This window comes from Methylobacterium sp. NEAU K (assembly GCF_030700285.1).
Taxonomy (GTDB): domain Bacteria; phylum Pseudomonadota; class Alphaproteobacteria; order Rhizobiales; family Beijerinckiaceae; genus Methylobacterium.
Window position 1 is genome coordinate 1 of record NZ_JAUYZJ010000026.1, and the last position, 25,781, is coordinate 25,781.

Consider the following 25,781-nt stretch of genomic DNA (forward strand, 5'->3'; position numbering starts at 1 on the left):
TGCGCGATCTGGCCGGCGATCTCCCCGGTGGCCCGGGCGGTCTGCTCGGCCAGCGCCTTGACCTCCGCGGCCACCACGGCAAAGCCCCGGCCGGCCTCGCCCGCCCGGGCCGCCTCGATCGTGGCGTTGAGCGCCAGCAGGTTGGTCTGGCCGGCGATCGACGCGATCAGCCCGACCACGTCGCCGATCCGCGCCACCGCGCTGCTCAACTCCTGCACCAGCGCGCCGGTCTGCCCGGCCTCGGCGACCGCGACCTGGGCGAGCTTGGCCGAGCCGTCGACCTGCCGGCCGATCTCCTCGACCGACGAGCCCAGCTCCTCGGCGGCCGCCGCCACGGTGCCGACGTTGGAAGCCGCTTCCTCGGCGGCGGCCGCGACCGTGGTCGACTGGCTGGCGGTCTGGGCAGCGATATCCGTCATGGTCTGCGCCGTAGCCTGCAGTGCGGAAGCGGATGACGTAACCTTCCTGATGATGCCGCCGACCGCGGCCTCGAAGCCATCGGCTAACCGGCGCATGCCGGTCCTGCGCTGCTCTTCGGCGGCGGCCCGCGTCTGGACGGCCTCTGCCTCCAGGGCGCGGATACGGATCAGGTTGTCCTTGAACACCTGGACCGCAGCCGCCATCGCGCCGATCTCGTCGCGGCGCTGCCGAAAGGGGACCTCTGCGACGGTGTCTCCGTCCGCAAGCCGGGACATCGCGGCCGTCATGAGCTGGATCGGACGGGAGATGCGGAACAGGCAGAAGGCGGCCGCCGCCAAGGCCGCGACGATCGACAGGGTGACGTTGCCATAGGCAGCCGTGGCCGCAGCCTTAGCCCGGTCCACTGTCGCGTCGGCTTCGCGGCTCGCGTTACGCTCGTTCACGGCAACCAGACGGGCGAGCGTGGCGCGCGCATCATCGTAGAGCTTGACCGTGTCGGGCCCGGTGATCAGCGCGAGCGCCTCGGGCTGGCGGCCAGCCTCCATCAGGCGGCGCATTTCACCGTCGTCCCGCTCGTACTTGCTCCACAAGGTCGCGAAGTCATCGTACAGGCTTCGCTCTTCGGAGGCGGACATCAGAGGCTCGTAGGCCGCCCGCGCCTTGCCGAGCAGTGCATGGGTGGCTGCGAGCTGGACCTCGTTCGCTGCGCGGCGTTCGGGCGTATCGGACAACGTCGTCAGGCGATACTGCTTGATGCGTACTTCCGAAGCCGCGATCTCGATATCGTTGATCGTCGCGACGGAGGGCAACCGTCTGGTGGCAACGTCCGTTACGGATGTCCGAATATCGGAAAGCTTAAGAACAGAAAATCCGCCCTGCACCGCAGCGATCAGAGCGAACAAACAGAAGATTACGGCAAGCTTTGTCTTGAGTGAGAGCTCGAGATGCATGGCTTTCGTGGGGCTGCTCGACGGGGCAGCCGGAAGCGGCCTCCGATCTTACATACATAATGATTATTCCAGATAAGGGTATGATAATTCAATCGAAAATATCCAGATGTAATGTAATATATCGATCTTAAGTCGTTTTTATTGAATAATATCTCCATTTTAAACGGTCGGCAGAAACAATATTCGAATTCGAATCATTGATATTTTCTCTTAATCAGAGAAATTTTCACATTTTCGTGATGTTGACCATCGCGCTCATGCACACTCGAAGAAGCGATCAATCAGAAGGCGACGCATGGATGATAAAAAATTCAAATTATGACTTAATAATCGAATTTATATAATATCAGATCTAAATATCTGTCTCACGATGCAGAGAATACAAATATCAGGAGCGGGAGCGGGGAACAGTTCCTACCGCACTTCCTGCGTCTCGGACGCGCCCCGCGGCGGCGCTTGTCACTCGGACCTGCCCGTTTCGGCGAGGACAGCGGCGCCATCGGTATCCAGGGCTTCCTCATCGCGCGGGGACCATGGCGATCGCGATCGGATGCCGATTCTTCGCCTTGGAGCGACGTTGCGCCCCGGCGCACGCTCCGGCATTGCTCGCTCTTCGGGGCAGAGGGGGCGGCGATGCCGACAGGTCGGGTCACGGTGGTCGATCACCCCCTGGTGCAGCACAAGCTCACCCACTTGCGGGACAAGAACCGCTCGACCAAGGGCTTTCGACAGCTCCTGAACGAGATCGGCATGCTCCTCGCCTACGAGGTAACCCGGGACCTCCCGCTCGAACCCGTCACAATCGAGACACCTCTCCAGCCGATGGAGGGGCGACAGATCCAGGGCAAGAAGCTGGTCCTCGCCCCGATCCTTCGGGCGGGCGTCGGCTTCCTCGACGGAATGTTGTCGCTGGTCCCCTCGGCGCGGGTCGCCCATATCGGGCTCTACCGTGATCCGGATACGCTCGAGGCGGTCGAGTATTATTTCAAAGCCCCCTCGGACCTTGCCGACCGGACCGTGCTGGTGCTGGACCCGATGCTCGCCACCGCGAATTCGGCCATCGCGGCGCTCGACCGGCTGAAGGCGCGGGGCGCATCAGACCTGCGCTTCGTCTGCCTGCTCGCGGCCCCCGAAGGGCTCGCCAAGTTCCAGGCCGCTCATCCCGACGTGCCGCTCTGGACCGCGGCCATCGATAGCCACCTCAACGACCACGGCTATATCGTGCCCGGCCTGGGCGATGCGGGAGACCGCATGTACGGCACGCGGTGACAAGCGGGCCGCGCCCGGTTCCCCCGGGGGGCGGCAACCGAGCACGCTTTCCGCCTCGGATGCCGTTCTTCTGTACGCCTGCGACTAGGTTCCGACTGGCCGAGTCAGGGCCTGATCTGGACGGGAGCCGGATTTCCCAAGACTGACGCGACCGGGTCGTCGACCAATCCGGCGGTCCGGAAGTGATCCGGTCCTGAGCCTGAGCACCGCCCGGTCAGTCTCTTGCTCGCTGCCGGCGGGAACCGGCAATCCGGCGCCTCAGGTAAATCCGGGCGATGCCGGGCGTCCTGCAATCATCGGAGGCCGCACGGGCGAGCACTAGCGCTTCCCCATCCGGCGCTCGGTCTGGCCCTTGAGGGCCACTTTACGGAGGACCCGAGAGAGCTGCTCGACCGAGTAGGGCTTCTGGATCAGGTCGAACCCGTGCACCCCTTCCTGCGCGAGGACGTGACTGTATCCGGAGGTGAGCACGACGGGCAGGTCTGGCAGGCGCCGCTGCAATTCTCGGGCGAGCGCGATCCCGCCCATCCCGGGCATCACCACGTCGGAGAACACGGCGTCGAAGCGGAACGGGATCTTCTCGATCTCGTCGAGCGCCTCTTCCGCGTTTGTCGCCCAGACGGTCGTGTGGCCGAGGTCCTCCAGGATCTGGGTCGCGAAGCGGCCGACCTCAACATTGTCCTCGACAACGAGCACGCAAAGATTGGCCTCTTCGGAGCCGCGCTCGTCACCCGGCGCAGCGCCCGCAGCCTCCGGCGAGGCCTCGACCTCCGGCAGGTAGAGGGTAAACGTCGTCCCGTCGCCCGGGACACTCGACACGTCGACGTCCCCGCCCGACTGCTTCGCGAAGCCAAATACCTGGGAGAGCCCGAGGCCGGTGCCCTTGCCGACATCCTTCGTGGTGAAGAACGGCTCGAAGATGCGCGGCAGGACATCAGCCGCGATGCCGACCCCGGTATCGGAAAGCGACACCGCCGCGAACAGGCTCCGCGAACTCGCATGGCCGCGGATCGCCGGCATCGGCCGCCCGCCCGCGAGCCGCAGGGTCAGCGTGCCCTCGCCACCCATCGCGTCGCGGGCATTGACGGCCATGTTGATCAGGGCAGTCTCGAACTGGCTGAGATCTGCGCGGATGTAGCAGGCTTCGTTCGGAAGCTCGGCGACGACGGTAATGCGCGCGCCCGTGACCGAGTCGAGCATCTCCGCCACCGCGCGTAAGGAAGCTCCGACCTCGAACACCTCGGGTTTCAGTGCCTGGCGGCGGGCGAAGGCGAGGAGCTGACCGGTGAGCTTGGCGGCCCGGTCGACCGTATCCGAGATGGCCTCGACGTAGCGGCGGCGTCGCTCCTCAGCGAGATCGGGGCGCTTGAGCAGGTCGGTGGACGACTTGATGACCGTGAGCAGGTTGTTGAAGTCGTGCGCGACGCCGCCGGTGAGCTGGCCGACCGCCTCCAGCTTCTGCGACTGGCGCAGAGCCTCCTCGACGCGCTCGCGCTCAACGCTCTCGGCCTGGAGGCGGGCATGCGCCTCGGTCAGGGCGCGCATGTTGCGCCTCTGCTCGGTCAGGTCAGTCAGGACTCCGCAGAGCAGGGGTTCGTCGCCCTGGCGCTCGAAACGGCTAAGCGACAGGAAGGTCGCGCGCTCCGACCCGGCGGGCGTGCTGAGGTCGATCTCCTCACGCACCGGGGCGATTATCGCCTGCTGAATAAGGTGGTCGAGGTCGGTATCCTGCTGCAGGAACTGGCCCAGGCACCGGCCGATCAGCCGTTCCTGCGGCTCGCCGAGCATGTCGGCCAGCCGCCGGTTGCAATAGAGCACGGTGCCGTCCAGCCCGAGGGTGAACGCGCCCTCCTGGATCTGCTCGATCAGGACGCGATAGGGCCGGTCGGCGTTCTCCAGAGTGTAGACGAGGCGCTCGTGGTTGGGGCCCTCGACCACCACCGCGTCGAAATCGCCCCGCCGGATCGCCGCTAGGGTTTCCTCGCTCTCTTCCAGCCGCGCCTCGAGCTCCCGAATATGCGCCCGATACGCGTCCAGAGTTGGATCGCCACCCGGCAGCAGAGCATCGACGCTCATCTCCGCGCCTCCACAGCGGGGTCGAGTTCGAGGCCGCGCAGGATGCGGCGTTCGTCGAGAAGGTCGCCGGTGATCCGACGTTCGGGAAGGGGGGCGATCTTGAGCAGGGTGGGCGCGGCCAGCACCCCGTCGCGCTCGGCCAAGTCGGGCTGCTGATAGATGTCGATGATCTCCAACTCGTAGCGACCCGCGATATGCGTTTCACAGAGTCGACGCAGCACCTCCACCGCCCGCAGCGAACGCTGCGCGGTGCCGGCGACGAACAACCTCAGACGGTATTGATCCGGCATGCCCGAAGCCGGGGTGTCGGCGCTCAAGGCTGCTCCGCCCGCGAGCGGATATCGAGGCCGACGAGCACCTTCTCGGTGTTGGAGAGGTCGCCGATGATCCGCTTGAGCGGCGACGGAAGCCGACGCACGAGGGTCGGGATCGCCAGGATCTGGTCGCCGGCGGCGAGCTGCGGGTTTTTCAGGAGGTCGATGACCTCGATGTCGTAGCGGCCCGACAGGTGCGTCTCGCAGAAGCGCTTGAGATTGGTCATCGCGGCAAGCGACTTTGCCGTCTGGCCGGCGACGTAGAGGCGCAGATGATAGCGCCCCGGATCACCGTCGGGATCCGTCTCCGGCTCGCCGCCTTGAGAGGTCGTCTCGCTCATTCCGCAGCACTCCGTCGCGCTATCAGTTCCCGCCGCTCGTCCTCCAAATGCGCCGCGCGCAATCTGTCTTCGGTGCGCAGAAGGTCCTCTTCGTCCTCGGCCGCCTCCAGACTCGCGCGCAGCTCCTCGATCTGCCGCTCGATCGCCGAACGCCGCCGCGCCACATCCCGGACTCGGCGCTCGGTCTCGTGCGCATGCAACTGGGCGGCCGCCTTCTCGTTCGCTTCCTGCACCAGACGCGCCGTCCCGGTCAGAACGCCCGCCGGCCCGATATAGGCATCCACGAGGCGGACGCCCTCCGACGACATGAGAAACTCCCGGATCTGGTTCGAGTGGCTCATGCCGCGCGCTTTGATTACGTAGAGCGTGCGCGTCCGTTCGCCATTCGCCTCGACGTTGAGGAGCTTGATCCAGGCATCCATCAGCGAGGATACGCCGAGGTCGTCACCCTGGCCGATCGATCCGTCGGTGCGCAGGCTGGTGAAGACGGCGGTGATGCCGCGGCACTTGATCAGGTCGATCATCCGCAGCAGCGTCGCCTGGAGCTCGCTCGAAGGGCCACGCAGGGCCGAGATCGGGTCGATCACGACCACGTCGGGCCGAAACGCCTCGAGATCGCGGTGCATGCGCGCGAGATGCATCTCCAGGCCGAACAGGCTCGGCCGCGCCGCCTCGAATCGCAGCAGCCCGCTCTCGACGTGCCGGCCGAGGTCGAGTCCGATCGAGCGGGCGTTGCGGCAGATCTGGGCGCCGCTCTCCTCGAACACGAACGCCATGCACCGCTCGCCGCGCCTGCAGGCCGCGTCGATCACGGACGCCGTGAGCATGGTCTTGCCGGTACCGGGCTCGCCGGAGACGAGGATGCTGGAGCCGCGATAGAAGCCCCCCGGAGCCAGCATGGCGTCGAGCCCGTCGATGCCGGACGAGATCACGCCGGTCGACACCGCGTAGTCCAGATCGGTCGAGGTCACCGGCAGGACGCTGATGCCCTTGTCGTCGATCAGGAACGGGTATTCGTTGGTGCCGTGCGCCGAGCCGCGGTACTTCACCACCCGCAGGCGGCGGGTGGTGATCTGGTCTTCGACCCGGTTGTCGAGGAGCACGACGCAGTCCGAGACGTATTCCTCCAACCCCTGGCGGGTGAGCTGCCCGTCGCCGCGCTCGCCGGTGATGACCGCGGTCAGGCCGCGATCCTTGATCCATCCGAACAGGCGGCGTAGTTCCGCGCGCAGCAGCGATGGGTCGGTGAACCCGGAGAACAGGGTCTCGATCGTGTCGAGCACCACGCGCTTGGCGCCGACGCTGTCGACCGCGAAGCCGAGGCGGATGAACAGCCCTTCGAGGTCGTACTCGCCGGTCTCCTCGATCTCGCTGCGCTCCACGCGCACGTGATCGATCGCGAGCTTCCCGTCGGCGACGAGCCCGTCGAGGTCGTAGCCCAGGGAGGCGACGTTGGCCGCCAGATCCTCGGCCCGCTCCTCGAAGCTCATGAAGACGCCGGGCTCCCCGAACCGGGTCGCGCCGTTGACCAGGAAGGTGGAGGCGAACAGGGTCTTGCCGCAGCCCGCGGCACCACAGATCAGCGACGGCCGCCCGGCCGGAACGCCGCCATAGGTCACAGCGTCGAAGCCCTCGATGCCGGTCGGTGTCTTGGGCAACGTAAGGGCGGCTTTCTGGTCAGGCACGTCGGTCGCAGTCCTGCACGTCTCTAACGAAGGTTGGGGCGCGGCGCGGCTCTGGACGAGCGGACCCTCCGGGATACAGGCCGGGGGACGGGACCATCGCGATGGCCGCTGCCCCCATGCCGCTTCGCCACGGACCGGGCTCACCCGACCGCCATGCAACAGACACAGTCAGAAACGCCGCGAAGATTGGGCGACATCGGCCCGGAAGCCGGTATGACAACGTCGTTCCGAGCGCAAGGCAAGACAGCCATGCCCGAAGAACGATAGGGTATGGATTGCCGTCTTCGGAAATCGACGGATGCGCGGCGGAGAGAGGTCGATGCTGGGTTGGGACCTCGACGGCGATGCACTGCCCGCTCCGGCCGTCGCCCGCAATCGGGATGCGATCCTGGCCGTCCTCCGCGTAGTCCTGCCCGCCACCGGAACGATCCTGGAAATCGCGAGCGGATCCGGCGAGCACGCCGTCCATGTCGCGACGGCGTTGCCCGGCCTGACCTGGCAGCCGAGCGATCCGGAGGAAGCGGCCCGGCGCAGCGTGGCGGCCCATGCCCGTCGATCCGGGGTGGCCAACATCCTGCCGCCCCTCGACCTCGATGCGGCCTCGGACCGATGGCCGGTCGCCTGCGTCGACGGGATCGTCTGCATCAACATGATCCACATCGCGCCGTGGGCTGCCACCGAGGGACTGATGGCCGGCGCCGGGCGCACACTGCCGGCAGGCGGGGTGCTGGTCCTCTACGGCCCCTTCCGGGAGGGCGGGCGACATGGAGCCGACAGCAATGCCGCCTTCGACGCGGATCTGCGCGCCCGCGACCCGCGCTGGGGTGTGCGGGACCTCGAGGCGGTCTCGCGGGTCGCCGCGACGGCCGGACTGGAGCTGATCCGACGCATTGCCATGCCGGCCAACAACCTGAGCCTGGTCTATCGCCGGGCGGCGCTGACGGGGAACTGATCGCGGGAACGCCGCGCGCTTCGCAGACTGCACATTGTATTCACCTCACCGAATGCTACACAATTCGTCCGTGACCCCGATGCGATTGAAAAAACCGCACGGTCCGGAGGAGGAAGCAAAATGGCGACGTATCGCAGCTATTCGAGCCGGGCCATCGCGGCTTTGACGGCGGCCGGATTGTGTGTCGCGGGAGAGGCGCGGGCGGCAGATCCGATCCGGATCGGCGTGATCGCCGAGGCGCAGTCGGTGGTCGGCGCCTCGATCCCGCAGGCTGTCCAGCTCGCCGCAGACGAGATCAACGCCAAGGGCGGGGTCGACGGGCGCCAGATTCAGGTCGTCACCTACGACGACAAGAGCTCGGCCTCGGACGCGGTGCGCGCCTTCCAGCGCGCGGTCTCGGAGGACAAGGTCAACCTCGTCATCGCCAGCTACATCTCCGAGGTCGTGCTAGCCCTGATGCCGTGGTCGGCAAGGCTCAAGACCCCGATGATCACCCCGGGCGCGGCCTCCAACGAGATCAGCCTCGCCGTCCATAAGGACTATGCGCGCAACAAGTACACCTTCCACGGATATCTCACATCCGCAGCACTCGCGCAGTCAATCTGCGACTCGACCAAGGACATGCTCCTCGACCTGATGAAGGTGAAGACGGCCGCGATCATGAGCGAGGATGCGGCCTGGACCCGCCCGCTCGACGTCGGTTACGAGAAGTGCCTTCCCGAGATCGGCGTGAAGGTTGTCGACCACATTCGCTTCTCGCCGGACACGGGGGATTTCACGCCGATCTACAACAAGATCGAGGCGGCCAAGCCCGACCTGATCGTCACCGGCATCTCGCATGTCGGCGTGCAGCCGACCGTGCAGTGGCAGAACCAGCAGGTGCCCCTGGCGATGACCGGCATGAACTCGCAGGCGACCTCCTCGACCTTTTGGGCCAATACCAACGGCGCCACACAGGGAGTCATCTTCCAGAGCATCGCCGTGCCCGGGGCGGCGATCACCGACAAGTCGCTCGCTTTCAGCGAGGCCTTTAAGAAGCGGTTCGGGAGTGACCCGTCTTACGCCGGCTACATGGCCTATGACCAAGTCTACTATACCGCCGACGCGGTGAAGCGCGCGGGCTCCACCGAGGCCGACAAGCTGGTCGAGGCGCTGGAGAAGACCGATTGGGTCGGCACGGTCGGCCGCACGCAGTTCTACGGGAAGGACGATCCTTTCACGCACTCCATCAAGTACGGACCGGGCTTCGTCACCGGCTTGATGGCGCAGTGGCAGGACGGCAAACAGGTGGCGATCTGGCCCAAGAGCCTCGCCCAAGGACAGATCGTCCTGCCGGCTGCCGTGAAGGCTGCGGCGCGATAGGCGCGATCGCGTAGAACGACAGGACACGGGCGCTGCGCTTGCCAAGAGCGCCCGTTGCCGCAAGTAGAGCCGGACCCGCCGCCCCCTGGGCGCGGCCCGGAACACGCACGCGTTGAGGACGCTTCGATGGCCAGCACCGCCCTGCCCGAGACCATGCGCCAGATCCGATTTTCGGGCCCTGGCGGGCCGGAGGTGATCGCCGTCGAGAGCGTGGCGCTGCCGAGCCCGGGACCGGGACAAGTGCTGATCGAGGTGGTGGCCGCGGGCGTGAACCGCCCGGATATGATGCAGCGCGCCGGCCTGTATCCGCCGCCGCCCGGCGCGACCGAGGTCCCGGGCCTCGAAGTCGCGGGCCGTGTCGCCAAACTGGGAGAGGGCGTCGAGGGCCTTTCGGTGGGCCAGGAGGTGTGCGCGCTCGTGATCAGTGGCGGCTATGCCGAGTTCGCCGTGGCCGAAGCGTCCCACTGCCTGAAACGTCCGAATGCCATCTCTCTCATCGACGCGGCCGGGCTGCCGGAGACTTTCTTCACGGTCTATTCCAATGTCGTGCAGCGCGGCCGGCTCGCCCCGGGCGAGAGCTTCCTGGTGCATGGCGGTTCGAGCGGCATCGGTGCGACTGCGATCCAGATGGCCAAGCATCTTGGCGCTCGGGTGTTCGCGACCGCGGGATCGGCCGAGAAATGCCGGTTCTGCGAGAATCTCGGGGCGGATGCGGCGATCGACTACAAACAGGCCGATTTTGCCGAGGAGGTGAAGCGCCTCACCGACGGGCGCGGCGTCGACGTCATCCTCGATATGATCGGTGCTAGCTATTTGGCGCGAAACCTCAAGTCACTCGCACCGGACGGACGCTTGGTGATGATCGCCCTGATGGGCGGCTACAAGGTTGACGGCCTGAACATCACGCCGATCATGCGCAACCGCCTGACTTTCACGGGCTCGACCCTGCGACCGCGCTCGAAGGGCGACAAGGCCGCGATCGCCGAGGGGCTGCGGAAGGATGTCTGGCCGGAGCTCGATGCCGGCCGGATCCGCTCCGTGACGCATGCCACCTTCCCCCTGGAGCAGGCGCAGGCGGCGCATGAACTGATGGAATCCAGCGCCCATCTCGGCAAGATCCTGCTGACCACCGGCCGGTAGCGGCGCGGACCGGCAGGAACCCGCCTCGTCGACGCCGCGTTGGCGGCCGGTAACGAGATCGTGTCGCAGGCGCTATTCGGAGCATTGCGTTCCGTCGACGAGGTATTTGGACATGGCCGAAAAACTGAACCCGCAGGACAGCCGGCAGGGTGAGCGCGGCAAACCCGTCCTTTGGGTCCTGGTCGCCAGCCTCGTCCTGCTGGCGATCGCCACCGTGGGCCTGCTCACATGGAACGGGGCGAATGCGCCTAAGGATTATGCCAGCCAGAGCCAGGATGCGTCGCGTCGCGAGGTGACCGGTTCGGTCAATGGCCAGCCCAACGGCGCATCGCCTTCGAACAGCACTGCGGTCCCGGGCGGCAATCCGTCCTACCCGCAGCCGGCCCAGCCGGGCGCCGATGGTGGCGCCAAGTAGCATGCTCCGGACGGCGCCCGTCGCCGTCCCACATGCCAAGCGAGTGGATCGGGACAGGGCCGCCGCCGGCCGATTGGCCGTGATCGTCCGGTTTGCGCGTCAGCGTGTCGGGACCGGAGTCGCTCCGCGGTAATCGTAGAACCCGCGCTTGGCCTTACGGCCAAGCCAGCCGGCCTCGACATACTTCACGAGAAGTGGGCACGGCCGATACTTGGAATCGGCCAGTCCCTCGTAGAGCACCTGCATCACGGACAGGCAGGTATCCAGTCCGATGAAGTCGGCGAGCTGGAGCGGGCCCATCGGGTGGTTGGCGCCGAGACGCATGGCGGTATCGATCGACTCGACCGATCCGACACCTTCGTAGAGCGTATAGATCGCCTCGTTGATCATCGGCAGCAGGATGCGATTGACGATGAAGGCCGGGAAATCCTCCGACATCGTCGACGTCTTGCCGAGCTTGGCGATGAACGCCTTGGACGATTCGTAGGTCGAATCCTCTGTGGCGATGCCGCGGATCAGCTCCACGAGCTGCATCACCGGCACCGGATTCATGAAGTGGATGCCGATGAACCGCTCGGGCCGGTCCGTAGACGCGGCGAGCCGGGTGATCGAGATCGACGACGTGTTGGTGGCCACGATCGCGTCTGGCCGGAGCGACGGACAGAGGTTCGAGAAGATCTCTCGCTTGGTCGCCTCGTTCTCGGTGGCAGCCTCGATCACGAGGTCGCACGGTGCCAGATCCGCGAAACTATGAGCCGGCTGGATGCGCCCCCGCACGCCGCGGCTCTCCCCCTCGCTCATGCTTCCCTTGGAGACGAGCCGGGCGAGGCCGCCTTCGATCGAACCGAGACCGTTCTCAAGACGGGCCGGATCGCGGTCGTTCAGCAGGACGTCGAGACCGGCCGTGGCGCAGACCTGCGCGATGCCACTCCCCATCTGGCCCGCGCCGATGATGCCGACCCGCTTGATCTCCATGTCCATCTGTCGACCTGTGCCCTTGATGCGGACGTTGAAGCACGGACGCCCGACGAGACGGACCGCGCCAACGCGACAGCCCGTGCGAAGACCGGCCGTCTCAGACTTCTAGACTATTCTCGCGCGCGGAAGGAACCCGCGGACATGCACACTGCGACAACGCCCGCGTGTTGCACCCTGCCGGGCGAACAGGGCCTTACTGACCCTTGACCTTTCCAATCTCCGCCTTCAGGTCCGGGACGATCTGAAACAGGTCTCCGACGAGGCCGTAATCGGCGACCTGGAAGATCGGCGCGTCCTCGTCCTTGTTGATGGCGACGATGACCTTCGAGTCCTTCATCCCGGCCAAGTGCTGGATCGCCCCCGAGATGCCCACCGCCACGTACAGGTCCGGCGCCACGACCTTGCCGGTCTGGCCGACCTGCCAGTCGTTCGGCGCGTAGCCGGCATCCACGGCGGCGCGGGACGCGCCCACCGCGGCGCCGAGGACGTCCGCCAGCGGCTCGATCAGTTCGTGAAACTTCTCGGACGAACCGAGAGACCGGCCCCCCGACACGATGATCCGGGCGGAGGCCAGCTCCGGCCGGTCGGACTTGGCGATTTCCTCGCCCTTGAAGGTCGAGCCGCCGTCCCCCGGTGCAGCGGCCGAGACGGCCTCGATCGGTGCCGCCGCGGCGCCCTCGGCGGCCGCCTTGAACGCCGCCGTGCGCACGGTGATCGCCGTCTTGCCCGCAGGGATCTGCACGGTCTGGATCGCGTTGCCCGCGTAGATCGGCCGCTCGAACGTGTCGGGCGCCACCACCTTGATGATGTCCGAGACCTGCGCGACGTCGAGCAGGGCGGCCACCCGCGGCAGCACGTTCTTGCCCGTGGTCGAGGCCGAAGCGATGATGATGTCGTAGGGTCCGGCGATCGACGCGATCAGCGCGGATACCGGCTCGGCCAGATCGTGATCGTAGATGGCGTCCTCGGCGTTCAGGACCTTCTCGACACCGTCGAGCTTGGCCGCAGCCTCGGCCGCGGGCTTCGATCCGGCACCCAAGACGAGGGCGTGGATCGGGGCGCCGATCGCCTTGGCGGCTGTGAGCGCCTTCAGCGTGCCGTCCTTGATCTGGCCGTTGCCGTGCTCGACGAAGAGGAGTGTCGTCATGGTCTTCTGGTGCCCTTGAAGGAGATGGCGCGACGCTCGACCGAGACCGGGAGCGTCGCGAGCGGATCAGATGACGCCGGCTTCGACCTTGAGCTTCTGCACGAGCTCGGCCGCGGAGCCGACCTTGACGCCCGCGGAGCGGCCCGGCGGCTCGGCGGTCTTGAGCACCTTGAGCTTCGGGGTCACATCGATACCGAGGCTCTCAGGGCTCAGCTCCTCGAGCGGCTTCTTCTTGGCCTTCATGATGTTGGGGAGCGACGCGTAGCGCGGCTCGTTCAGGCGCAGGTCGGTGGTGACGATCGCCGGAAGCTTCAGGCTCACCGTCTGGAGGCCGCCGTCGACCTCGCGGGTCACGTCGAGGCTGCCCTCGCCCGCCTCGATCTTGTATGCGAAGGTGCCCTGCGGCCAGCCGAGCAGAGCGGCCAGCATCTGTCCGGTTTGATTCGAATCGTCGTCGATCGCCTGCTTGCCCAGGATGACGAGCAGCGGCCCTTCCTTTTCGACCACGGCCTTGAGGAGCTTGGCAACCGCCAGCGGCTCGCAATTCACGTCGGTCTTGACCAGGATGGCGCGGTCGGCGCCCATGGCGAGCGCGGTTCGCAGGGTCTCCTGCGCCTGCTGCGGGCCGATCGAGACAGCCACGATCTCTGTGACCTTGCCCTTCTCCTTGAGACGGATCGCTTCCTCGACCGCGATCTCGTCGAAGGGGTTCATCGACATCTTGACGTTGGCGAGTTCGACCCCGGAGCCGTCGGCTTTCACGCGGATCTTGACGTTGTAGTCCACCACCCGCTTGACGGGCACCAGCACCTTCATGGCGGTCACGATCCTTCCCGGGAAATTCTTGTCGCCGCACCCACCTTTCTCTCAACTGCCTGAGGCGCGGAGAGACGGGGGCACGCAGGGCGCGCGGACCGTAACGGCCACATTTCGGCCTTGTCAACGCGGCCGGCGCGACCCGGGCAAAGGGCGCGGTCGGTGAAAGACGGCTTCAGCCGCGCAGGGCGCGACCGCCGATCCGCCGCGTCAGCGGTTGGCGCCCGGCACCCAGAGCACGTCGTCGGCCCCATTCGCGTTCGCCGCGCGGCTCGCGACGAACAAGAAGTCCGAGAGGCGATTCAGGTAGCGCAGGGCCTCGGGCGAGACGATCTCGTCCTCCCGGGCCGCCAGGCTCACCGCGAGGCGCTCGGCCCGGCGGCAGACGGTTCTGGCGAGGTGAAGCGCGGCCGCGGCGGCAGAGCCGCCGGGCAGCACGAAGGACTTCAGAGGCGGGATCGCCTTGTTGAGGGCGTCGATGTCGCGCTCCAGCCGCTCGACCTGGCTCGCGACGATCCGCAACGGCTCGTAGGACAGCGGCTCCTGGCTCGGGGGGGTGGCGAGATCCGCCCCGAGGTCGAACAGGTCGTTCTGGATCGCAGCCAGCATCCCATCGAGGCGGCCCAGTGTGTGCAGGCGCGCCATCCCGATGCAGGCGTTGGTCTCGTCGACCGTGCCGTAGGTCTCGACCCGCAGATCCGCCTTCGAACGCCGCTGCCCATCCGCGAGCGCGGTCGTGCCCTTGTCGCCGGTGCGTGTGTAGATGCGGTTGAGCTTGACCAAGGATCCTCGCGCCTCAGAACGTGTAGCCGAGCTTGCCGCCGAAGTTGGTCAGTCCGCGGTTGTTGGCGCAGAGGCCGGCATTCGACATATGCTCGACGGTGGCCATGACGCTCCAGTGCTCGGTCAGCCGGAAGCCGAGAGCCGCGGCCTCACGGAACATGGGTGAGCATCCGAGGGTGTTGAAGCCGTACGGGGTCTCCGCCTTCGGCCCGGTATAGCCGTTATGGGCGACGCCACCGAAGAAACCGTCCAGGAACACGCGCCGGCCCAGCGTCTCGGGGAAGATCTCGACGGTCCAGGTGGCACCCAGATAGGCGTAGCTGGTCCGGCCGCCGGTGTTGTAGCTGCCGCCGACCGTCGGACGCGGCACGAAGGCCTGCCAGAACGGATCAGGGCTGACTTGCGGCTTGGCGAACAGGATTTCGCCGTTGACGTTGGCCTTGCTGAAGCCAGGGAGCTTGCCCTCGGCGCTGCCGGGATCCTGCACGGCACCGCCGATCCGTACTTCCGAGACGATGCTGAGCGGCTGAACCGGTGCCGCGTAGGCCGCGGGCGGCGGCGGGGCGTCGGCCGCCGAGGCCGGCAGGATCGCCGCCCCGGGGATGAGGCTGAGGGCGCAGAGGCGCAGGGCGGCAATCATCAGGCTTGGCCGTCTCGGCTTGGCAAAATCGCTTCGCCGAGCGTAGCACGAGGTCCGTAGATGCAACCGGCCAATTCATCCCCTGCCGGGGCGAAAGCCGCACGGTGCGGCGGCACGGTCACACTCCCGACGGTTCAGGCCGAGCGCCACCAGACGACCCCCATGATGATCACGATCGCCACGAACTGAAGCAGCACGCGCAAACGCATCAACTTTTGCGAGAGATTGGCACTGCCGCCGCGCATCATGTTGGCGAGGCCGAGCAATAGGACCGTGACAACCGCCAGGCAGGCGACGAGGACGAGCAGGTTAGACGACATGGCGGCGAGGATCCGAATCCGGCGGGCGCCGTCATCCGGCGACCGTCGCTGAGGAAGGCGGTGGTGCGATCAGTTACGTCGGAGCAGGCGCTCGAAATAGTCGAGTTCCTCGCGGGGACGACTCGGGTCGCCGAGCTTGCGCCGCAGTTCTTCCATGATCCGCCGCGCACGTTGGACGGCCGATTCGTCGGCGGTCGGGACGCGGACGCGACCGTCGCTCATGTCGCGGCCCCGCGTCGGGCGGCCGAGGGGATCGTCGTCGCGGGCGCCGGCCTGTCCCTGCTGCCCGGGCTGCTGTCCGCCCTCCTGCTGACCCTCGCCCTGCCCCTGGCCCTCAGCCATCTCCTGCATCTGCTGGGCCATGCCCTCGGCGCCGCGCTTGAGACCATCGAGCGCGCGGCCCTGGGCGTCTACCGCCTCACCGGAGTCGCCGTCCTTCAGGGCGTTCTCGGCCTCACGCATGGCGTCCTCGGCATCGGACAGCCCCTGCTCGCCGCGCATGCCATTTTCCTTCATGCGCTGCTCCAGGTCCTCCAGCCGCTTGCGAAGTTCCTGCTGACGATCACCGACATTGCCCTGCTGGCCCTGCTGGCCCTGTTGGTTTTGGCCTTGCTGGTTCTGACCCTGCTTGCCCTGTCCTTGCTGGGGCTGACCCTGCTGGGGCTGCCCCTGCTGGCCGCGCTGTCCCTGCTGCTGCTGCTGTCCGCGGTTCGGCGGCCGCTGAACGCCGCGCTTCTCTTGGCCGTCCTTGAAGGTCTCGTCCCGCAGGCCCTGCTGCTCGCGCGACATCGCGTCGAGATCGCGCATCTGCTTCTGCATCTCCCGGGATGCCTGGTCGGAGCGGCTGCCTCGCTCGGCGGTCTGCAGATTCTCCAGGATGTTGCGCAGCTGTTCCATGAGACGCTGCGCCTCCGCGGTATCGCCGCGTTTCATCGCATCGGCCATGTCCTGGATCATCTTGTCGAGATCCTCGGGCGTCACCGTCTTCGATTGCTGGTTGTTCTGGCTGCGCTCGGACTGGTCGCTGGGTTGGCGGCTCTGCTTCTCGGCCATCTGCGAGAGGAACTTGTCGAGCGCCTGCTTGAGGTCCTGCGTGAGGCGCTTGATCTCCTCGTCCGGCGCGTTGCGCTCGATCGCCTCCTTCAGCCGGTCCTGCGCCTGGCGCAGTTGCTTCTCGGCATCCGAAAGATCGCCGTCCTCGATCTTCAACGCCATCTCCCAGAGGAGATCGGCGACTTCCACCAGCTCGGCATCGGTGGTCGCGCCGCGGAGGCGCTCGGTCGCGGTCTTGAGCCCGAGGAACACCGCGGGCTGCGGCGTGAATTGGTCGGGTGCGACGAGGAGCGCGTCGAGCGCGCCCTGCACCCAGCGTCGATCGGTATCGGGTGCCGTGACGAGCCGCCGTCGATCCTCGGCCAGGGCCCGCGCCAGGAGATCGCGGAACGGACGGGCCGGCAGCGTCATCTCGGTATCCGGGGTGCGGCCCTCCTGGCCGGCCTCGTCCTTCACGACGATGTGGAAGCGCACGCGCGCGCCGGACCACGGGCTGTCGGTCAGGTCCACGAGGGTCTTGGTGTCGGCCTCGCCCGTGGCTTCGGCCGGCAGCGCGAGGCCGATCCGCGGTACCGGCGCGAGGGAGCGGCCCGGCTTGAGCGGCTCGACGATTCCCTCTGCGGAGCTGATCCCGTAATCGTCCTTGGCGCGGTAGGTGAGATTGAAGGTGCCGCGGCCGTTCACCTCGGGGGCGCCCACCAGGGTCACCTCCGGCGGCCTGTCGGGAATCGCCTCGACGGTCAGCCGCTGCCGGCCGGCCGGCGTGACGATCACCAGTTCGGCTCCGCCGATGATGCGGTAGCGCTCCTCGCGCAGGTCGGGGCGCTGCTCCTGCCCGGGAACCGGAACGAGCCCGGCATTCGGCGTCAGCGCTGTTTGAGCCGCCGCTTTCCCCTGGCCGGCGATCCGCACGATCAGCTGCGCGTTGATCGGCGCCCGCAGATGCTGGTCGCTACCGTCCATTGCGATCAGAAGCGGTGGCAGGCGCGTGTAGAGCGGCGGGTCGATCCAGCCGTCCACGCGGAAATTCGGCCCCGGCGCGGCCGGCTCGTGCCAGTCGAACGCAGCGCCGATCCGCTCGCGCCATTCGGGGCCGGCCACGAACAGGCTTGCCACTGCGGCGACGACAAGCCCCGCGCGCACCGCGAAGGGATCATGCTTGGCCATGCCGGGGCGCGGAAGGCCGACCCGTAAAGCCGCCACCGCCTGCGCGGCGCGGCGCTGGTGCAGGTCCCAGAGCGTCCGGCTGCCGGGATCCGCGGCGCCGACAACCAGCGAGTCCTGCGCCGCAGAGGCCGGGCCGTGACGCAGAGCCGGATCGCGGGCCGCGGCCTCCCGGTCGAGGCGCGCCAGGGCCTGGCGCCGATCAGGCCGGGCGAGGTGCACGAGGGGCAGGAGTGCGCCGACCAGAAGGATGGCCATGGCGGCCAGCCCGATCTGGCGCCAGAGCGGAGCGAGATCGAGCCAGAGCCCGGACCAGGACAGAACAAGGAACAGGAGGCCGATGCCGAGCCCACGCCAGAGGACCGGCCATGCCTGCTCCCACAGGTAAGCCGCGCGTGCCTGTGCCACCAGACGGTCGAGCCGCGCAGCGGCCGCCTGCCCGGTCTCGGTGCCGGTCCTGCCGGTGCTGCTGCCGAAGCCGTCCCTGTCGATCACGCCGACCGTTCCGCCTCACGCCAAAGGATAAGTCACAGGGGCCCGGCGGGATCCGGGCTCCGATTTCCTGAGGCTAGCATGGTGGGCCGCGGCGGTCGGCGGGTCAAATCGGCGCGACCTTGGGCACGCCGACGATCAATTGTGCGCCTGGATGAAATTGCGCACTTGGGGGTAGATCTGCGTCTCCCAGCGCTTTCCGGCGAAAACGCCGTAATGGCCCACTCCGGCCTGGAGGTGGTGAGACCGCATGTACGGGGCGAGCCCTGTGCAGAGATCGTGCGCCGCCATGGTCTGGCCGACGGCGCAGATGTCGTCCCGCTCGCCCTCGACGGTCATGAGCGCGGTGCGACGGATCGCCCCCAGGTCGATCGGCTCATCGCGATAGGTCAGGTCATTCTTGGCCAGGGTATAATCCTGGAACACGATCTTGACGGTCTCGAGGTAGAACTCGGCCGCCAGGTCGAGGACGGCGAAATACTCGTCGTAGAAGGTCTCGATCGCCTCCGCCTTGGTCTCCTCGCCCTTAGCCATGTGCCAGAACAGGTCGCTATGGCCCTGGATGTGGCGCTTGGCGTTCATCGACATGAAGGCCGAGACCTGAACAAAGCCAGGATAGACCTTGCGGCCGGCGCCTTTGTGCCGGGCGGGAACGGTGGCGATCAGGTTCTTCTCGAACCACTCGATCGGCTTCGACGTCGCGAGTTCGTTCACGCCAGTCGGGTTGACCCGGCAATCCACCGGCCCCGCCATAAGGGTCATGCTGCGCGGGGCCGCCGCATCCTTCGCCTGTGCCATCGCGGCGGCTGCCACCAGCGCCTGCACGGCCGGCTGACAGACCGCCACGATGTGCGAGCCTTCACCCATCACCTGCAGAAATCGGATGAGGTGGGCGACGTAATCGTCGAACCCGAACTTGCCCTCGGACAGGGGCACGTCGCGCGCATTATGCCAGTCGGTGATGTAGACGTCGTGGTCAGGCAGCATCGTCCGCACTGTGGCGCGCAGCAGCGTGGCGAAATGGCCGGACAGCGGCGCGACCATCAGCACCTTGGGCTGCTCGGTGTGGATGTCCTTTTTGAAGTGCAGCAGGGTGCCGAAGGGCGTGACCTCGACGGCTTCCTCGCTGACGGGCACGCTCCGGTTGCCGACATTGACCGCCTCGATCCCATAGGCGGGCCGCGCGAAGGTGAGTCCGGCGCGCATCATCATGCGGGCGCCGGCCGACATCCACCGGGCCGGCTCGCTCCAGGCGATCCAGGGCGACCATGCGTCGTTCAAGACCCGGCCCCAGGCCCTGGTCTGGGCGGCGATGTCGGTCTGCAGGTCGAACGTGTCGTACAGCATCGGGCGGGCACTCGCAGGCGCCCGGCCCGGTACGCGGGCGATCGGGACGGCAACCTTTGGCGGATGCCGGGATGGGATCTGCATCAGCATGGCCGTGCAGGATGGGTCGGTCCTGGAGGCGCCGCAACCGTCCAAAAGGCGGAGACGAACAGGAAAACCGCGGCCGTGACTTTGTTGCACCAACTTGTCACGGATGTCGGCCGCAGCTCCGTGTGTGCAGGCTCGCACGCGGCGACGCGCCTTCGGCATGGGCTGCCGCCGCACGACCTGAGTGCGCGCGTGGCGGTCCGGTGGGGGTACCCGGCTCAGATCGTCTGATTGTAGGCGCCGACCTCGGCATTCTCCCGCAGCACGGCATCGACACCCTTGAACATCGCGCGCAGGCGCTCCTCCGAGACCGGGCTCTCGACCACGACGACAAGCTCCGGCTTGTTGGACGAGGCGCGCACCAGGCCCCAGGTCCCGTCCTCCGTGGTGATCCGGACACCGTTGACGGTGACGAGATCCACGATCTTGGAGCCGGCGATCGGCTCGCCCGCCGCCTTCATGGCGCGGAACCGCTCGGTCACGGTCTCGACCACCCCGTACTTCACGTCGTCGGCGCAGTGCGGCGACATGGTCGGCGAGCCCCAGGTCTTCGGCAGGGCCCGGTAGAGGTCGGCCATCGACTTGCCAGGGTTGCGGTCGAGCATCTCCAGCACCGCGATGGCAGTGAGCAGGCCGTCGTCATAGCCGCGCCCGATCGGCTCATTGAAGAAGAAGTGCCCGGACTTCTCGAAGCCCGCCAGCGCGCCGAGCTCGTTTACCCGCCGCTTGATGTAGCTATGGCCGGTCTTCCAGTAATCGGTCTTGATCGCCTGGGCCTGAAGCTCCGGGTCGGTGTGGTAGAGGCCGGTGGATTTCACGTCGACCACGAAGGTCGAGCCCGGATGCAGCTTGCCGAGGTCGCGCGCCAGCATCACACCGATCTTGTCGGCGAAGATCTCCGCGCCCTCGTTGTCCACCACGCCGCAGCGGTCGCCGTCGCCGTCGAAGCCCAGACCGACATCGGCGCCGTGCTCCTTCACGGCGTGCGCGATGGCGTGGAGCATCTCCATGTCTTCCGGGTTGGGGTTGTAGCGCGGGAACGTGTAATCGGGATCGACGTCGAGCGGGACGACCTCGACGCCAAGCGCCTCCAGAAGCCGCGGCGCGAAGGCACCGGCGGTGCCGTTGCCGCAGGCGGCCACGACCTTTAGCTTGCGGGTCAGCGGCTTGGCCCGGGCTCTCAGGTCCTTCAGGTAGGTCTCGGCGAAGCCCTCGACGAACTCATAGGAGCCGCCATCGCGGTACTGATAGGTCCCGCCGAGCACGATCTCCTTGAGCCGGGTCATCTCCTCGGGCCCGAAGGTCATGGGCCGGTTGGCGCCCATCTTCACGCCGGTCCAACCGTTGTCGTTGTGCGAGGCGGTGACCATCGCCACGCACGGGCAGTCCAGCGCGAACTGGCCGAAATACGCCATGGGCGAGAGCGCCAGCCCGATATCCTTCACCCGGAGGCCCGCGGCCTGCATGCCGGCGATCAACGCGAGCTTGATCGAGGACGAGTAGCTGCGGAAGTCGTGGCCGGTGACGATGTCGGGACGCACGCCCATCTCGTGCACCAGCGTGCCGATGCCGAGGCCCAGCGCCTGAACCCCCATCAGGTTGATGTCCTGTGGGAACAGCCATCGCGCGTCGTATTCGCGGAAACCCGTGGGCTTGACCAGCGGGAGCTGCTCGAACGCGAAGGTGTTCGGCGCAAGGCCCGCTTCAGGCTTGGGAAACATCGCTTGAGCTCCGCTCGACCTTAGATACGCGCAGGCCCTAGCGAATCATCGGACCGGGGGGAAGGTCTGCCCGCCTCACGAGGCCCGGCGGACGATCGGGCCGTGCTCACCATCGGTCCGACGATGCTCGCAGGCGATCTTGAGGTAACGGTCGCCGCCGCCGGGCAGCCCTGCCTGGGCCGCCATGGTCTGCGCGTGCATCAGGCACTCCATCGGCGTGTGCGCCGGAGAGACGATGATGTCGAGAGCTGTGTCGCGGGAGCAATCCTGCGCGAGCAGCGTACCGGCACAGACCAGGGCGACGGAAAGCAATTCGGACATGACGGACCTCAGTTTCGAGCAATCGAAAGGTCCGCGGGGTGCTCTGGCGTCCGAGCCACCGCGTTGTGGTTGCCTGGGTGCTTCCTCTCTCGTTCAGGACCCTTAAAGCACGCCGCGTGCCAGCCGCGCTTGAGCTCCGGATCCATCAGATCTCGCTCTAATCAATCCCGCGTCGAGAGCCAGTGCGTCTCCTGTTCGGCGGCCGGAAGCAGTGCAGCGACCGCATCGAGATCGACAACGTACTGATCGGTGAGCAAGCGCCACATCTCGACCGGCGAGGTGACCTTCGGCCTCAGGCCGTCGAGGGCTCGGGCGAGCAGCGTTGCGGTGACGAGTTTCGGGCGTGCCAGGAGCGGATCAGCGTTCAGCATCAGTCTCGGCCCTATTCCGGGACCGACAACATCCGCCGGACTTGGTTAACGTTCGGTTACGGAGCCGATCGAAATCTTTGCGCGTCTTGGTTATGTCGAGCCAATGCTATTGGGCTCTGGTTATTTCCAAAAATTCCATGATGTCGGGCTTATTTCGCGCCGTGCGTTTTTATTCGCTCCATTGTCGGGGCTGGAGCAGCATGAACATCGCGAGGGGCCTGCCGGTACAGCCCTGTCCGGTTCACAAGCCCGACCCCATCCCTTATCAGGCACGGAAGATCGAAGCTGTCCCGGCGGGGTCGGTCCATGGCCGCAGCACCGCCTCCGCGCGCGATCGCCAGCGGCCGCCCTGCGGCGCTGGAATCGCCGGGCGGGCTCGACCGAACCGGCATCGCTCTCGGCCGAACGTGCGAACGGAACATCATGGACGCCACACCAGAAGCGATCGGTGGGACGCAGGGGCCGACGACCCGGTTCGTCCTGGCCTCCGCGTCGCCGCGCCGCCTCGCGCTCCTGCAGCAGATCGGCATCGAGCCGGACGCACTGCTGCCCGCCGAGATCGACGAGACGCCGCGCAAGGCTGAACCGCCGCGCGAGCTCGCCCGTCGCCTCGCCCGCACCAAGCTCGCCGCGGCCGAGGCGGCCCTTCAGCTTGACGATGCCCGGGTCCCGACATGGCTGCTGTCGGCTGACACGGTGGTGGCCGTCGGGCGGCGGGTCCTGCCCAAGGCCGAGGTGCCGGACGAGGCGGCCGATTGCCTCCGTCTCCTCTCCGGCCGGCCCCACCGCGTCTTCACGGCGATCTGCTTGCGGTCGCCGAATGGCCGGCGGGAGCGGATCGTGGAGACCCGTTTGCGCTTCAAGCGCCTCTCGGGACGCGACATCCAGGGCTATCTCGCCTCCGGAGAATGGCGCGGGAAGGCAGGCGGCTACGCAATCCAGGGCCTGGCCGGCGCCTTCGTGGTGAAGCTTGTCGGCTCGTACAGCGCCGTGGTGGGCCTGCCGCTCTACGAGACCATGAGCTTGCTCGACGGCGACGGCTATCCGGTCCGGGCCGCATGGGGCAGCCTCGCGTGATCCAGGAGCGCCGCCCCGACTGCCCGATCTGCCGGCGCCCGTCGACGGCGGAGTTCCGGCCGTTCTGCTCGCAGCGCTGCGCCGATGTCGACCTCGGACGCTGGTTGAACGAGCGCTACGCGATTCCCGAGGACATCGATTCCGACGAGGCGCCGCGCGAGCCGGATCCCGAGCGCTGAAATTTTTACGCCGCTCTCGTCACGCCGATGTCACGGCGAGGCTGGACAGGCCGCGAAGCACTGACTATACCCCGCGGCGTTCGAGGCCGACAGCGCCGCGGACGACGCCCAGGTAGCTCAGTTGGTAGAGCATGCGACTGAAAATCGCAGTGTCGGTGGTTCGATTCCGCCCCTGGGCACCATCAGTATTCTCCGGACGCTGAACGAGTAAGGTCCCGCATTCCGGCGCACGCCGAGTCGGCGGGTCTGAGCACCAACGTCGCGCGTGGAATGCTAGGCGGATAGGGCCGTAGCCGCCCAGTCTCTTTCAACAGACCTGCACATTTCCGCTGCCGGAATTTCGACGGCGATCGGTCATGCGGTCCCGCATCACACATCGCAGCAACGATGCCTTCGGAATCGGCAGCGGTCGTCGAGGCGGGCTCTGGCCGGCGAAGGCGCAGACGCGAACGGGCTATGGACAGCAGGCTCAAGCATCCCGACCATCGGCGGGAGCTGAGCCATCGCATCGAGACGGCCGCGCTGATTCTACAACCGATCCTCTCCTGCCGCCTCTCGACGTTGCAGAGGCCGTCGCCGGTTCGTCGTGACGGCAGCGGCTTCGCCTGTCTCGCGCACGGCCGATACAGACCGGTGCTCCGGCGAATGCGCCTTGCCGAGCCGTTCCGTCGCTCCCGGAAAGGTGGATGATGCGCTGGATACGGTTGAAGACGATCCCCGGCCCGGGTAGAGGCCCCGGCTCGGATGTGAGACGCGGGGAGCGCGGATGGGCGATGACGTGGCCGCTCTCCTTCTCGCTCTGGCCGAGGAGAACGCCGAACTGCGCGCGCAACTGGCGGCGGCCCAGGATATGCTGATGGAGACGGCGATCGACGCCGGGCACCTGCACGCCCGGATCGAGGCGATTCAGTCCGAGCGCGATTCCTGGCGGGCGGAGGCCGAACGGCTGGCCAAGCCGAGAGCCGGGGCCGGCTGAGCCCGGCTCACGGACGAAGCGGGCGGAGGTCCGTGGACGCGGAACTCACGGCAACGGGCGGGTGGTTCAGGTCGCCTCCCGTTTGCTCAGGTGCAGATAGGTCGGGTCGAACTCCGCCGCCGCCGTCAGGCCGTCCCAGTCGTGGACCGTCAGGCGCCGATTGCGCAGCGTGATCAGGCCCGCGGTCTTCAGGTCGCGGATCGTACGGTTGACGTGGACCGGTGTGATCCCGAGGGCATCCGCGAGCTCCGGCTGGGTCATCGGCAGGTCACAGGTGCGATCCGGTGAGAGACCGACGGAGTCCAGACGCGTGATCAGCTCACAGAACAAATGGGCCATGCGGGCGTAGGAGTCCCGGCGACCGGTATTGAGCATCCACTCACGCACGATCGCGGCATCGATCAGCGTCGCGCGCCACAGCGCCTCCCCCACCCTGGGATGAGACCGCAGCAGCGCGCGCACGGCATCGTGCTGGACGAAGCCGACCTGGCAAGGGCTGACGGTGGCGATGCTGATGTCGAGGACTTTCAGGTGCAGACTCTGGAAGTCGGGCACGTCGCCGGCGACATGGTAAGCCATGACCCGGCGCTTTCCGGCCTGCGTGGACTTGTAGGTACAGGCGACGCCCTCGAGCACAGTGAAGCAGCGGGAGGGGCGGTCTCCCTCGCGCACGATATCCTGATAGGCACCGACCTGCGCGACCTGCATGGGTAGGGCGAAGAGTGCCGCCCTCTCGTCCACCGAGAGCGTAAAAAGGGCGATGCTTTCGATCTTGCGGACGAACGGATGCTTGTGAATGGGGTGAACCGATTCCGTCATCACGCCTCCGTCGGCAGCTAAGAGCATATGGCTTCACTGCCGTTGGCACGTTGGGTCGAGCACCGATCCCGACGTGGCATATCAGCGGCGTCTCGGCCGGGCCATGTCGGACCGATCGCCTTCCCAACAGCGCGGCGCTGTACGACACCGAATAAACACAGTGAAGCCGGTCGATACTTACATCCGGTAGCCCACGACAGATCGAGGACGCATCAAGGCATTAGGTCTCCGAGGGGGGCCGGAGGCGGTTCGATCGCCCGCAGGGACGTCATCGCAGGCGAACGCCCCGGGACCGCGAGGGCCTCGGTATCGTCAGCGCTCGCCGGAAGCCACCCGGCAGTCAGCGCGTGCCGAAACCGCCCTGATCCAGCGACATGGTCCGGGCCGGCCGATCTTGATCATCGCGCACCAGCAAGGTGCCATGGATGGGTGAGCCTTCCAGAGCGCGGTTCAGAGACTGGCCGGCATGGATGGCAGACCAGAATGGCGGCGCTTCGCTCGTCTCGACTGTCACGCTGCAGGACGATCCGCTTCGTCCATTCGATCCGGCAACCGGCTGCGTCGAT

26 protein-coding genes and 1 tRNA gene are annotated in these 25,781 nt (G+C 66.9%); 9 read left to right on the forward strand and 18 right to left on the reverse strand.

Annotated elements, in window-relative coordinates; translation table 11 throughout:
* A partial coding sequence (locus Q8W67_RS19165) for a methyl-accepting chemotaxis protein (RefSeq protein WP_305548643.1) occupies positions 1-1,370 on the reverse strand: 1,370 nt, incomplete at its 3' end.
* 633 nt (positions 1,371-2,003) lie between these two features.
* Between Q8W67_RS19165 and upp the strand changes: the two genes are divergently transcribed.
* On the forward strand, positions 2,004-2,639 hold the full coding sequence (gene upp, locus Q8W67_RS19170) for a uracil phosphoribosyltransferase (RefSeq protein ID WP_305548645.1): 636 nt from the start codon (positions 2,004-2,006) through the stop codon (positions 2,637-2,639).
* A 318-nt stretch (positions 2,640-2,957) separates the two neighbouring features.
* Here upp and Q8W67_RS19175 read toward each other — a convergent pair whose 3' ends face one another.
* The 4 genes from Q8W67_RS19175 to kaiC are packed head-to-tail and all read right to left on the reverse strand — an operon-like array spanning position 2,958 to position 7,055.
* Entirely contained in the window at positions 2,958-4,715 is a 1,758-nt protein-coding gene (locus Q8W67_RS19175) for an ATP-binding protein (RefSeq protein ID WP_305548647.1), read from the reverse strand.
* On the reverse strand, positions 4,712-5,032 hold the full coding sequence (locus Q8W67_RS19180) for a circadian clock KaiB family protein (protein ID WP_370693908.1): 321 nt from the start codon (positions 5,030-5,032) through the stop codon (positions 4,712-4,714). Before Q8W67_RS19180 ends, Q8W67_RS19175 begins: the two co-directional genes overlap by 4 nt.
* Positions 5,029-5,370, reverse strand: coding sequence for a circadian clock KaiB family protein (locus Q8W67_RS19185; RefSeq protein ID WP_305548649.1), 342 nt, complete (start codon positions 5,368-5,370; stop codon positions 5,029-5,031). The genes Q8W67_RS19180 and Q8W67_RS19185 overlap by 4 nt, the downstream gene beginning before the upstream one ends.
* Complete coding sequence (kaiC, locus tag Q8W67_RS19190) at positions 5,367-7,055, reverse strand: circadian clock protein KaiC (RefSeq protein WP_305548651.1); 1,689 nt, start codon at positions 7,053-7,055, stop codon at positions 5,367-5,369. Before kaiC ends, Q8W67_RS19185 begins: the two co-directional genes overlap by 4 nt.
* Before the next feature lie 319 nt (positions 7,056-7,374).
* On the opposite strand from kaiC, the gene Q8W67_RS19195 reads away from it, so the two are divergent.
* From Q8W67_RS19195 to Q8W67_RS19210, 4 genes are all read left to right on the forward strand, one after another.
* The gene (locus tag Q8W67_RS19195; protein WP_305548654.1) at positions 7,375-8,007 is read left to right on the forward strand and encodes a DUF938 domain-containing protein; all 633 of its coding nucleotides are present in this window, start codon (positions 7,375-7,377) and stop codon (positions 8,005-8,007) included.
* A 120-nt stretch (positions 8,008-8,127) separates the two neighbouring features.
* Entirely contained in the window at positions 8,128-9,369 is a 1,242-nt protein-coding gene (locus tag Q8W67_RS19200) for an ABC transporter substrate-binding protein (protein ID WP_305548656.1), read from the forward strand.
* A 126-nt stretch (positions 9,370-9,495) separates the two neighbouring features.
* Complete coding sequence (locus Q8W67_RS19205; RefSeq protein WP_305548659.1) at positions 9,496-10,509, forward strand: NAD(P)H-quinone oxidoreductase; 1,014 nt, start codon at positions 9,496-9,498, stop codon at positions 10,507-10,509.
* Positions 10,510-10,621: 112 nt separating this feature from the next.
* A complete protein-coding gene (locus tag Q8W67_RS19210; RefSeq protein ID WP_305548661.1) occupies positions 10,622-10,924 on the forward strand; it encodes a hypothetical protein in 303 nt (100 codons plus the stop codon).
* A 99-nt stretch (positions 10,925-11,023) separates the two neighbouring features.
* Here the strand turns inward: Q8W67_RS19210 and Q8W67_RS19215 are convergent, their stop codons facing one another.
* The 11 genes from Q8W67_RS19215 to Q8W67_RS19265 all read right to left on the reverse strand — a co-directional run bounded on the left by Q8W67_RS19215 (position 11,024) and on the right by Q8W67_RS19265 (position 22,164).
* Entirely contained in the window at positions 11,024-11,905 is an 882-nt protein-coding gene (locus Q8W67_RS19215; RefSeq protein ID WP_305548663.1) for a 3-hydroxybutyryl-CoA dehydrogenase, read from the reverse strand.
* A 190-nt stretch (positions 11,906-12,095) separates the two neighbouring features.
* Positions 12,096-13,049 carry an electron transfer flavoprotein subunit alpha/FixB family protein gene (locus Q8W67_RS19220; protein ID WP_305548665.1) on the reverse strand — a complete coding sequence of 318 codons (954 nt, stop codon included), beginning with the start codon at positions 13,047-13,049 and terminating at the stop codon, positions 12,096-12,098.
* 66 nt (positions 13,050-13,115) lie between these two features.
* The gene (locus Q8W67_RS19225) at positions 13,116-13,865 is read right to left on the reverse strand and encodes an electron transfer flavoprotein subunit beta/FixA family protein (protein ID WP_305548785.1); all 750 of its coding nucleotides are present in this window, start codon (positions 13,863-13,865) and stop codon (positions 13,116-13,118) included.
* A 210-nt stretch (positions 13,866-14,075) separates the two neighbouring features.
* On the reverse strand, positions 14,076-14,648 hold the full coding sequence (locus Q8W67_RS19230) for a cob(I)yrinic acid a,c-diamide adenosyltransferase (protein ID WP_305548668.1): 573 nt from the start codon (positions 14,646-14,648) through the stop codon (positions 14,076-14,078).
* 13 nt (positions 14,649-14,661) lie between these two features.
* Positions 14,662-15,288 (reverse strand): acyloxyacyl hydrolase, encoded by a 627-nt coding sequence (locus Q8W67_RS19235; RefSeq protein WP_305548670.1) that lies wholly within the window; start codon positions 15,286-15,288, stop codon positions 14,662-14,664.
* 134 nt (positions 15,289-15,422) lie between these two features.
* The gene (locus Q8W67_RS19240) at positions 15,423-15,608 is read right to left on the reverse strand and encodes a twin transmembrane helix small protein (protein WP_305548673.1); all 186 of its coding nucleotides are present in this window, start codon (positions 15,606-15,608) and stop codon (positions 15,423-15,425) included.
* Positions 15,609-15,677: 69 nt separating this feature from the next.
* The gene (locus Q8W67_RS19245; protein WP_305548675.1) at positions 15,678-18,320 is read right to left on the reverse strand and encodes a TIGR02302 family protein; all 2,643 of its coding nucleotides are present in this window, start codon (positions 18,318-18,320) and stop codon (positions 15,678-15,680) included.
* A gap of 135 nt (positions 18,321-18,455) precedes the next feature.
* Complete coding sequence (locus Q8W67_RS19250; protein ID WP_305548677.1) at positions 18,456-19,664, reverse strand: polyhydroxyalkanoate depolymerase; 1,209 nt, start codon at positions 19,662-19,664, stop codon at positions 18,456-18,458.
* 305 nt (positions 19,665-19,969) lie between these two features.
* Complete coding sequence (locus tag Q8W67_RS19255; protein ID WP_305548680.1) at positions 19,970-21,472, reverse strand: phosphomannomutase/phosphoglucomutase; 1,503 nt, start codon at positions 21,470-21,472, stop codon at positions 19,970-19,972.
* Between the two features lie 75 nt (positions 21,473-21,547).
* A complete protein-coding gene (locus Q8W67_RS19260; protein WP_305548683.1) occupies positions 21,548-21,793 on the reverse strand; it encodes a hypothetical protein in 246 nt (81 codons plus the stop codon).
* Between the two features lie 161 nt (positions 21,794-21,954).
* Positions 21,955-22,164: a hypothetical protein gene (locus Q8W67_RS19265; protein ID WP_305548685.1), complete on the reverse strand. Its 210-nt coding sequence runs from the start codon at positions 22,162-22,164 to the stop codon at positions 21,955-21,957.
* A gap of 423 nt (positions 22,165-22,587) precedes the next feature.
* Here Q8W67_RS19265 and Q8W67_RS19270 point away from each other — a divergent pair, with 423 nt between their 5' ends.
* The 4 genes from Q8W67_RS19270 to Q8W67_RS19285 all read left to right on the forward strand — a co-directional run bounded on the left by Q8W67_RS19270 (position 22,588) and on the right by Q8W67_RS19285 (position 24,396).
* A complete protein-coding gene (locus Q8W67_RS19270; protein WP_305548688.1) occupies positions 22,588-23,241 on the forward strand; it encodes a Maf-like protein in 654 nt (217 codons plus the stop codon).
* On the forward strand, positions 23,223-23,420 hold the full coding sequence (locus Q8W67_RS19275; RefSeq protein WP_305548690.1) for a DNA gyrase inhibitor YacG: 198 nt from the start codon (positions 23,223-23,225) through the stop codon (positions 23,418-23,420). Before Q8W67_RS19270 ends, Q8W67_RS19275 begins: the two co-directional genes overlap by 19 nt.
* A gap of 106 nt (positions 23,421-23,526) precedes the next feature.
* Positions 23,527-23,602: transfer RNA gene (locus tag Q8W67_RS19280), tRNA-Phe, on the forward strand.
* Between the two features lie 584 nt (positions 23,603-24,186).
* A complete protein-coding gene (locus Q8W67_RS19285) occupies positions 24,187-24,396 on the forward strand; it encodes a hypothetical protein (RefSeq protein ID WP_305548692.1) in 210 nt (69 codons plus the stop codon).
* A gap of 66 nt (positions 24,397-24,462) precedes the next feature.
* Here the strand turns inward: Q8W67_RS19285 and Q8W67_RS19290 are convergent, their stop codons facing one another.
* Together Q8W67_RS19290 and Q8W67_RS19295 are read right to left on the reverse strand one after the other, a co-directional pair.
* Positions 24,463-25,215, reverse strand: coding sequence for a Crp/Fnr family transcriptional regulator (locus Q8W67_RS19290; RefSeq protein WP_305548694.1), 753 nt, complete (start codon positions 25,213-25,215; stop codon positions 24,463-24,465).
* 340 nt (positions 25,216-25,555) lie between these two features.
* A complete protein-coding gene (locus Q8W67_RS19295) occupies positions 25,556-25,729 on the reverse strand; it encodes a hypothetical protein (protein ID WP_305548803.1) in 174 nt (57 codons plus the stop codon).
* Positions 25,730-25,781 lie beyond the last annotated feature (52 nt).

Coding starts and splice junctions, on each gene's coding strand:
- upp (WP_305548645.1), top strand. CDS start 2,004: ATGCCGACAGGTCGGGTCACGGTGGTCGATCACCCCCTGGTGCAGCAC.
- Q8W67_RS19175 (WP_305548647.1), bottom strand. CDS start 4,715: ATGAGCGTCGATGCTCTGCTGCCGGGTGGCGATCCAACTCTGGACGCG.
- Q8W67_RS19185 (WP_305548649.1), bottom strand. CDS start 5,370: ATGAGCGAGACGACCTCTCAAGGCGGCGAGCCGGAGACGGATCCCGAC.
- Q8W67_RS19195 (WP_305548654.1), top strand. CDS start 7,375: ATGCTGGGTTGGGACCTCGACGGCGATGCACTGCCCGCTCCGGCCGTC.
- Q8W67_RS19200 (WP_305548656.1), top strand. CDS start 8,128: ATGGCGACGTATCGCAGCTATTCGAGCCGGGCCATCGCGGCTTTGACG.
- Q8W67_RS19205 (WP_305548659.1), top strand. CDS start 9,496: ATGGCCAGCACCGCCCTGCCCGAGACCATGCGCCAGATCCGATTTTCG.
- Q8W67_RS19210 (WP_305548661.1), top strand. CDS start 10,622: ATGGCCGAAAAACTGAACCCGCAGGACAGCCGGCAGGGTGAGCGCGGC.
- Q8W67_RS19215 (WP_305548663.1), bottom strand. CDS start 11,905: ATGGACATGGAGATCAAGCGGGTCGGCATCATCGGCGCGGGCCAGATG.
- Q8W67_RS19220 (WP_305548665.1), bottom strand. CDS start 13,049: ATGACGACACTCCTCTTCGTCGAGCACGGCAACGGCCAGATCAAGGAC.
- Q8W67_RS19225 (WP_305548785.1), bottom strand. CDS start 13,865: ATGAAGGTGCTGGTGCCCGTCAAGCGGGTGGTGGACTACAACGTCAAG.
- Q8W67_RS19235 (WP_305548670.1), bottom strand. CDS start 15,288: ATGATTGCCGCCCTGCGCCTCTGCGCCCTCAGCCTCATCCCCGGGGCG.
- Q8W67_RS19240 (WP_305548673.1), bottom strand. CDS start 15,608: ATGTCGTCTAACCTGCTCGTCCTCGTCGCCTGCCTGGCGGTTGTCACG.
- Q8W67_RS19250 (WP_305548677.1), bottom strand. CDS start 19,664: ATGCTGTACGACACGTTCGACCTGCAGACCGACATCGCCGCCCAGACC.
- Q8W67_RS19255 (WP_305548680.1), bottom strand. CDS start 21,472: ATGTTTCCCAAGCCTGAAGCGGGCCTTGCGCCGAACACCTTCGCGTTC.
- Q8W67_RS19260 (WP_305548683.1), bottom strand. CDS start 21,793: ATGTCCGAATTGCTTTCCGTCGCCCTGGTCTGTGCCGGTACGCTGCTC.
- Q8W67_RS19265 (WP_305548685.1), bottom strand. CDS start 22,164: ATGCTGAACGCTGATCCGCTCCTGGCACGCCCGAAACTCGTCACCGCA.
- Q8W67_RS19270 (WP_305548688.1), top strand. CDS start 22,588: ATGGACGCCACACCAGAAGCGATCGGTGGGACGCAGGGGCCGACGACC.
- Q8W67_RS19275 (WP_305548690.1), top strand. CDS start 23,223: ATGGGGCAGCCTCGCGTGATCCAGGAGCGCCGCCCCGACTGCCCGATC.
- Q8W67_RS19285 (WP_305548692.1), top strand. CDS start 24,187: ATGGGCGATGACGTGGCCGCTCTCCTTCTCGCTCTGGCCGAGGAGAAC.
- Q8W67_RS19290 (WP_305548694.1), bottom strand. CDS start 25,215: ATGACGGAATCGGTTCACCCCATTCACAAGCATCCGTTCGTCCGCAAG.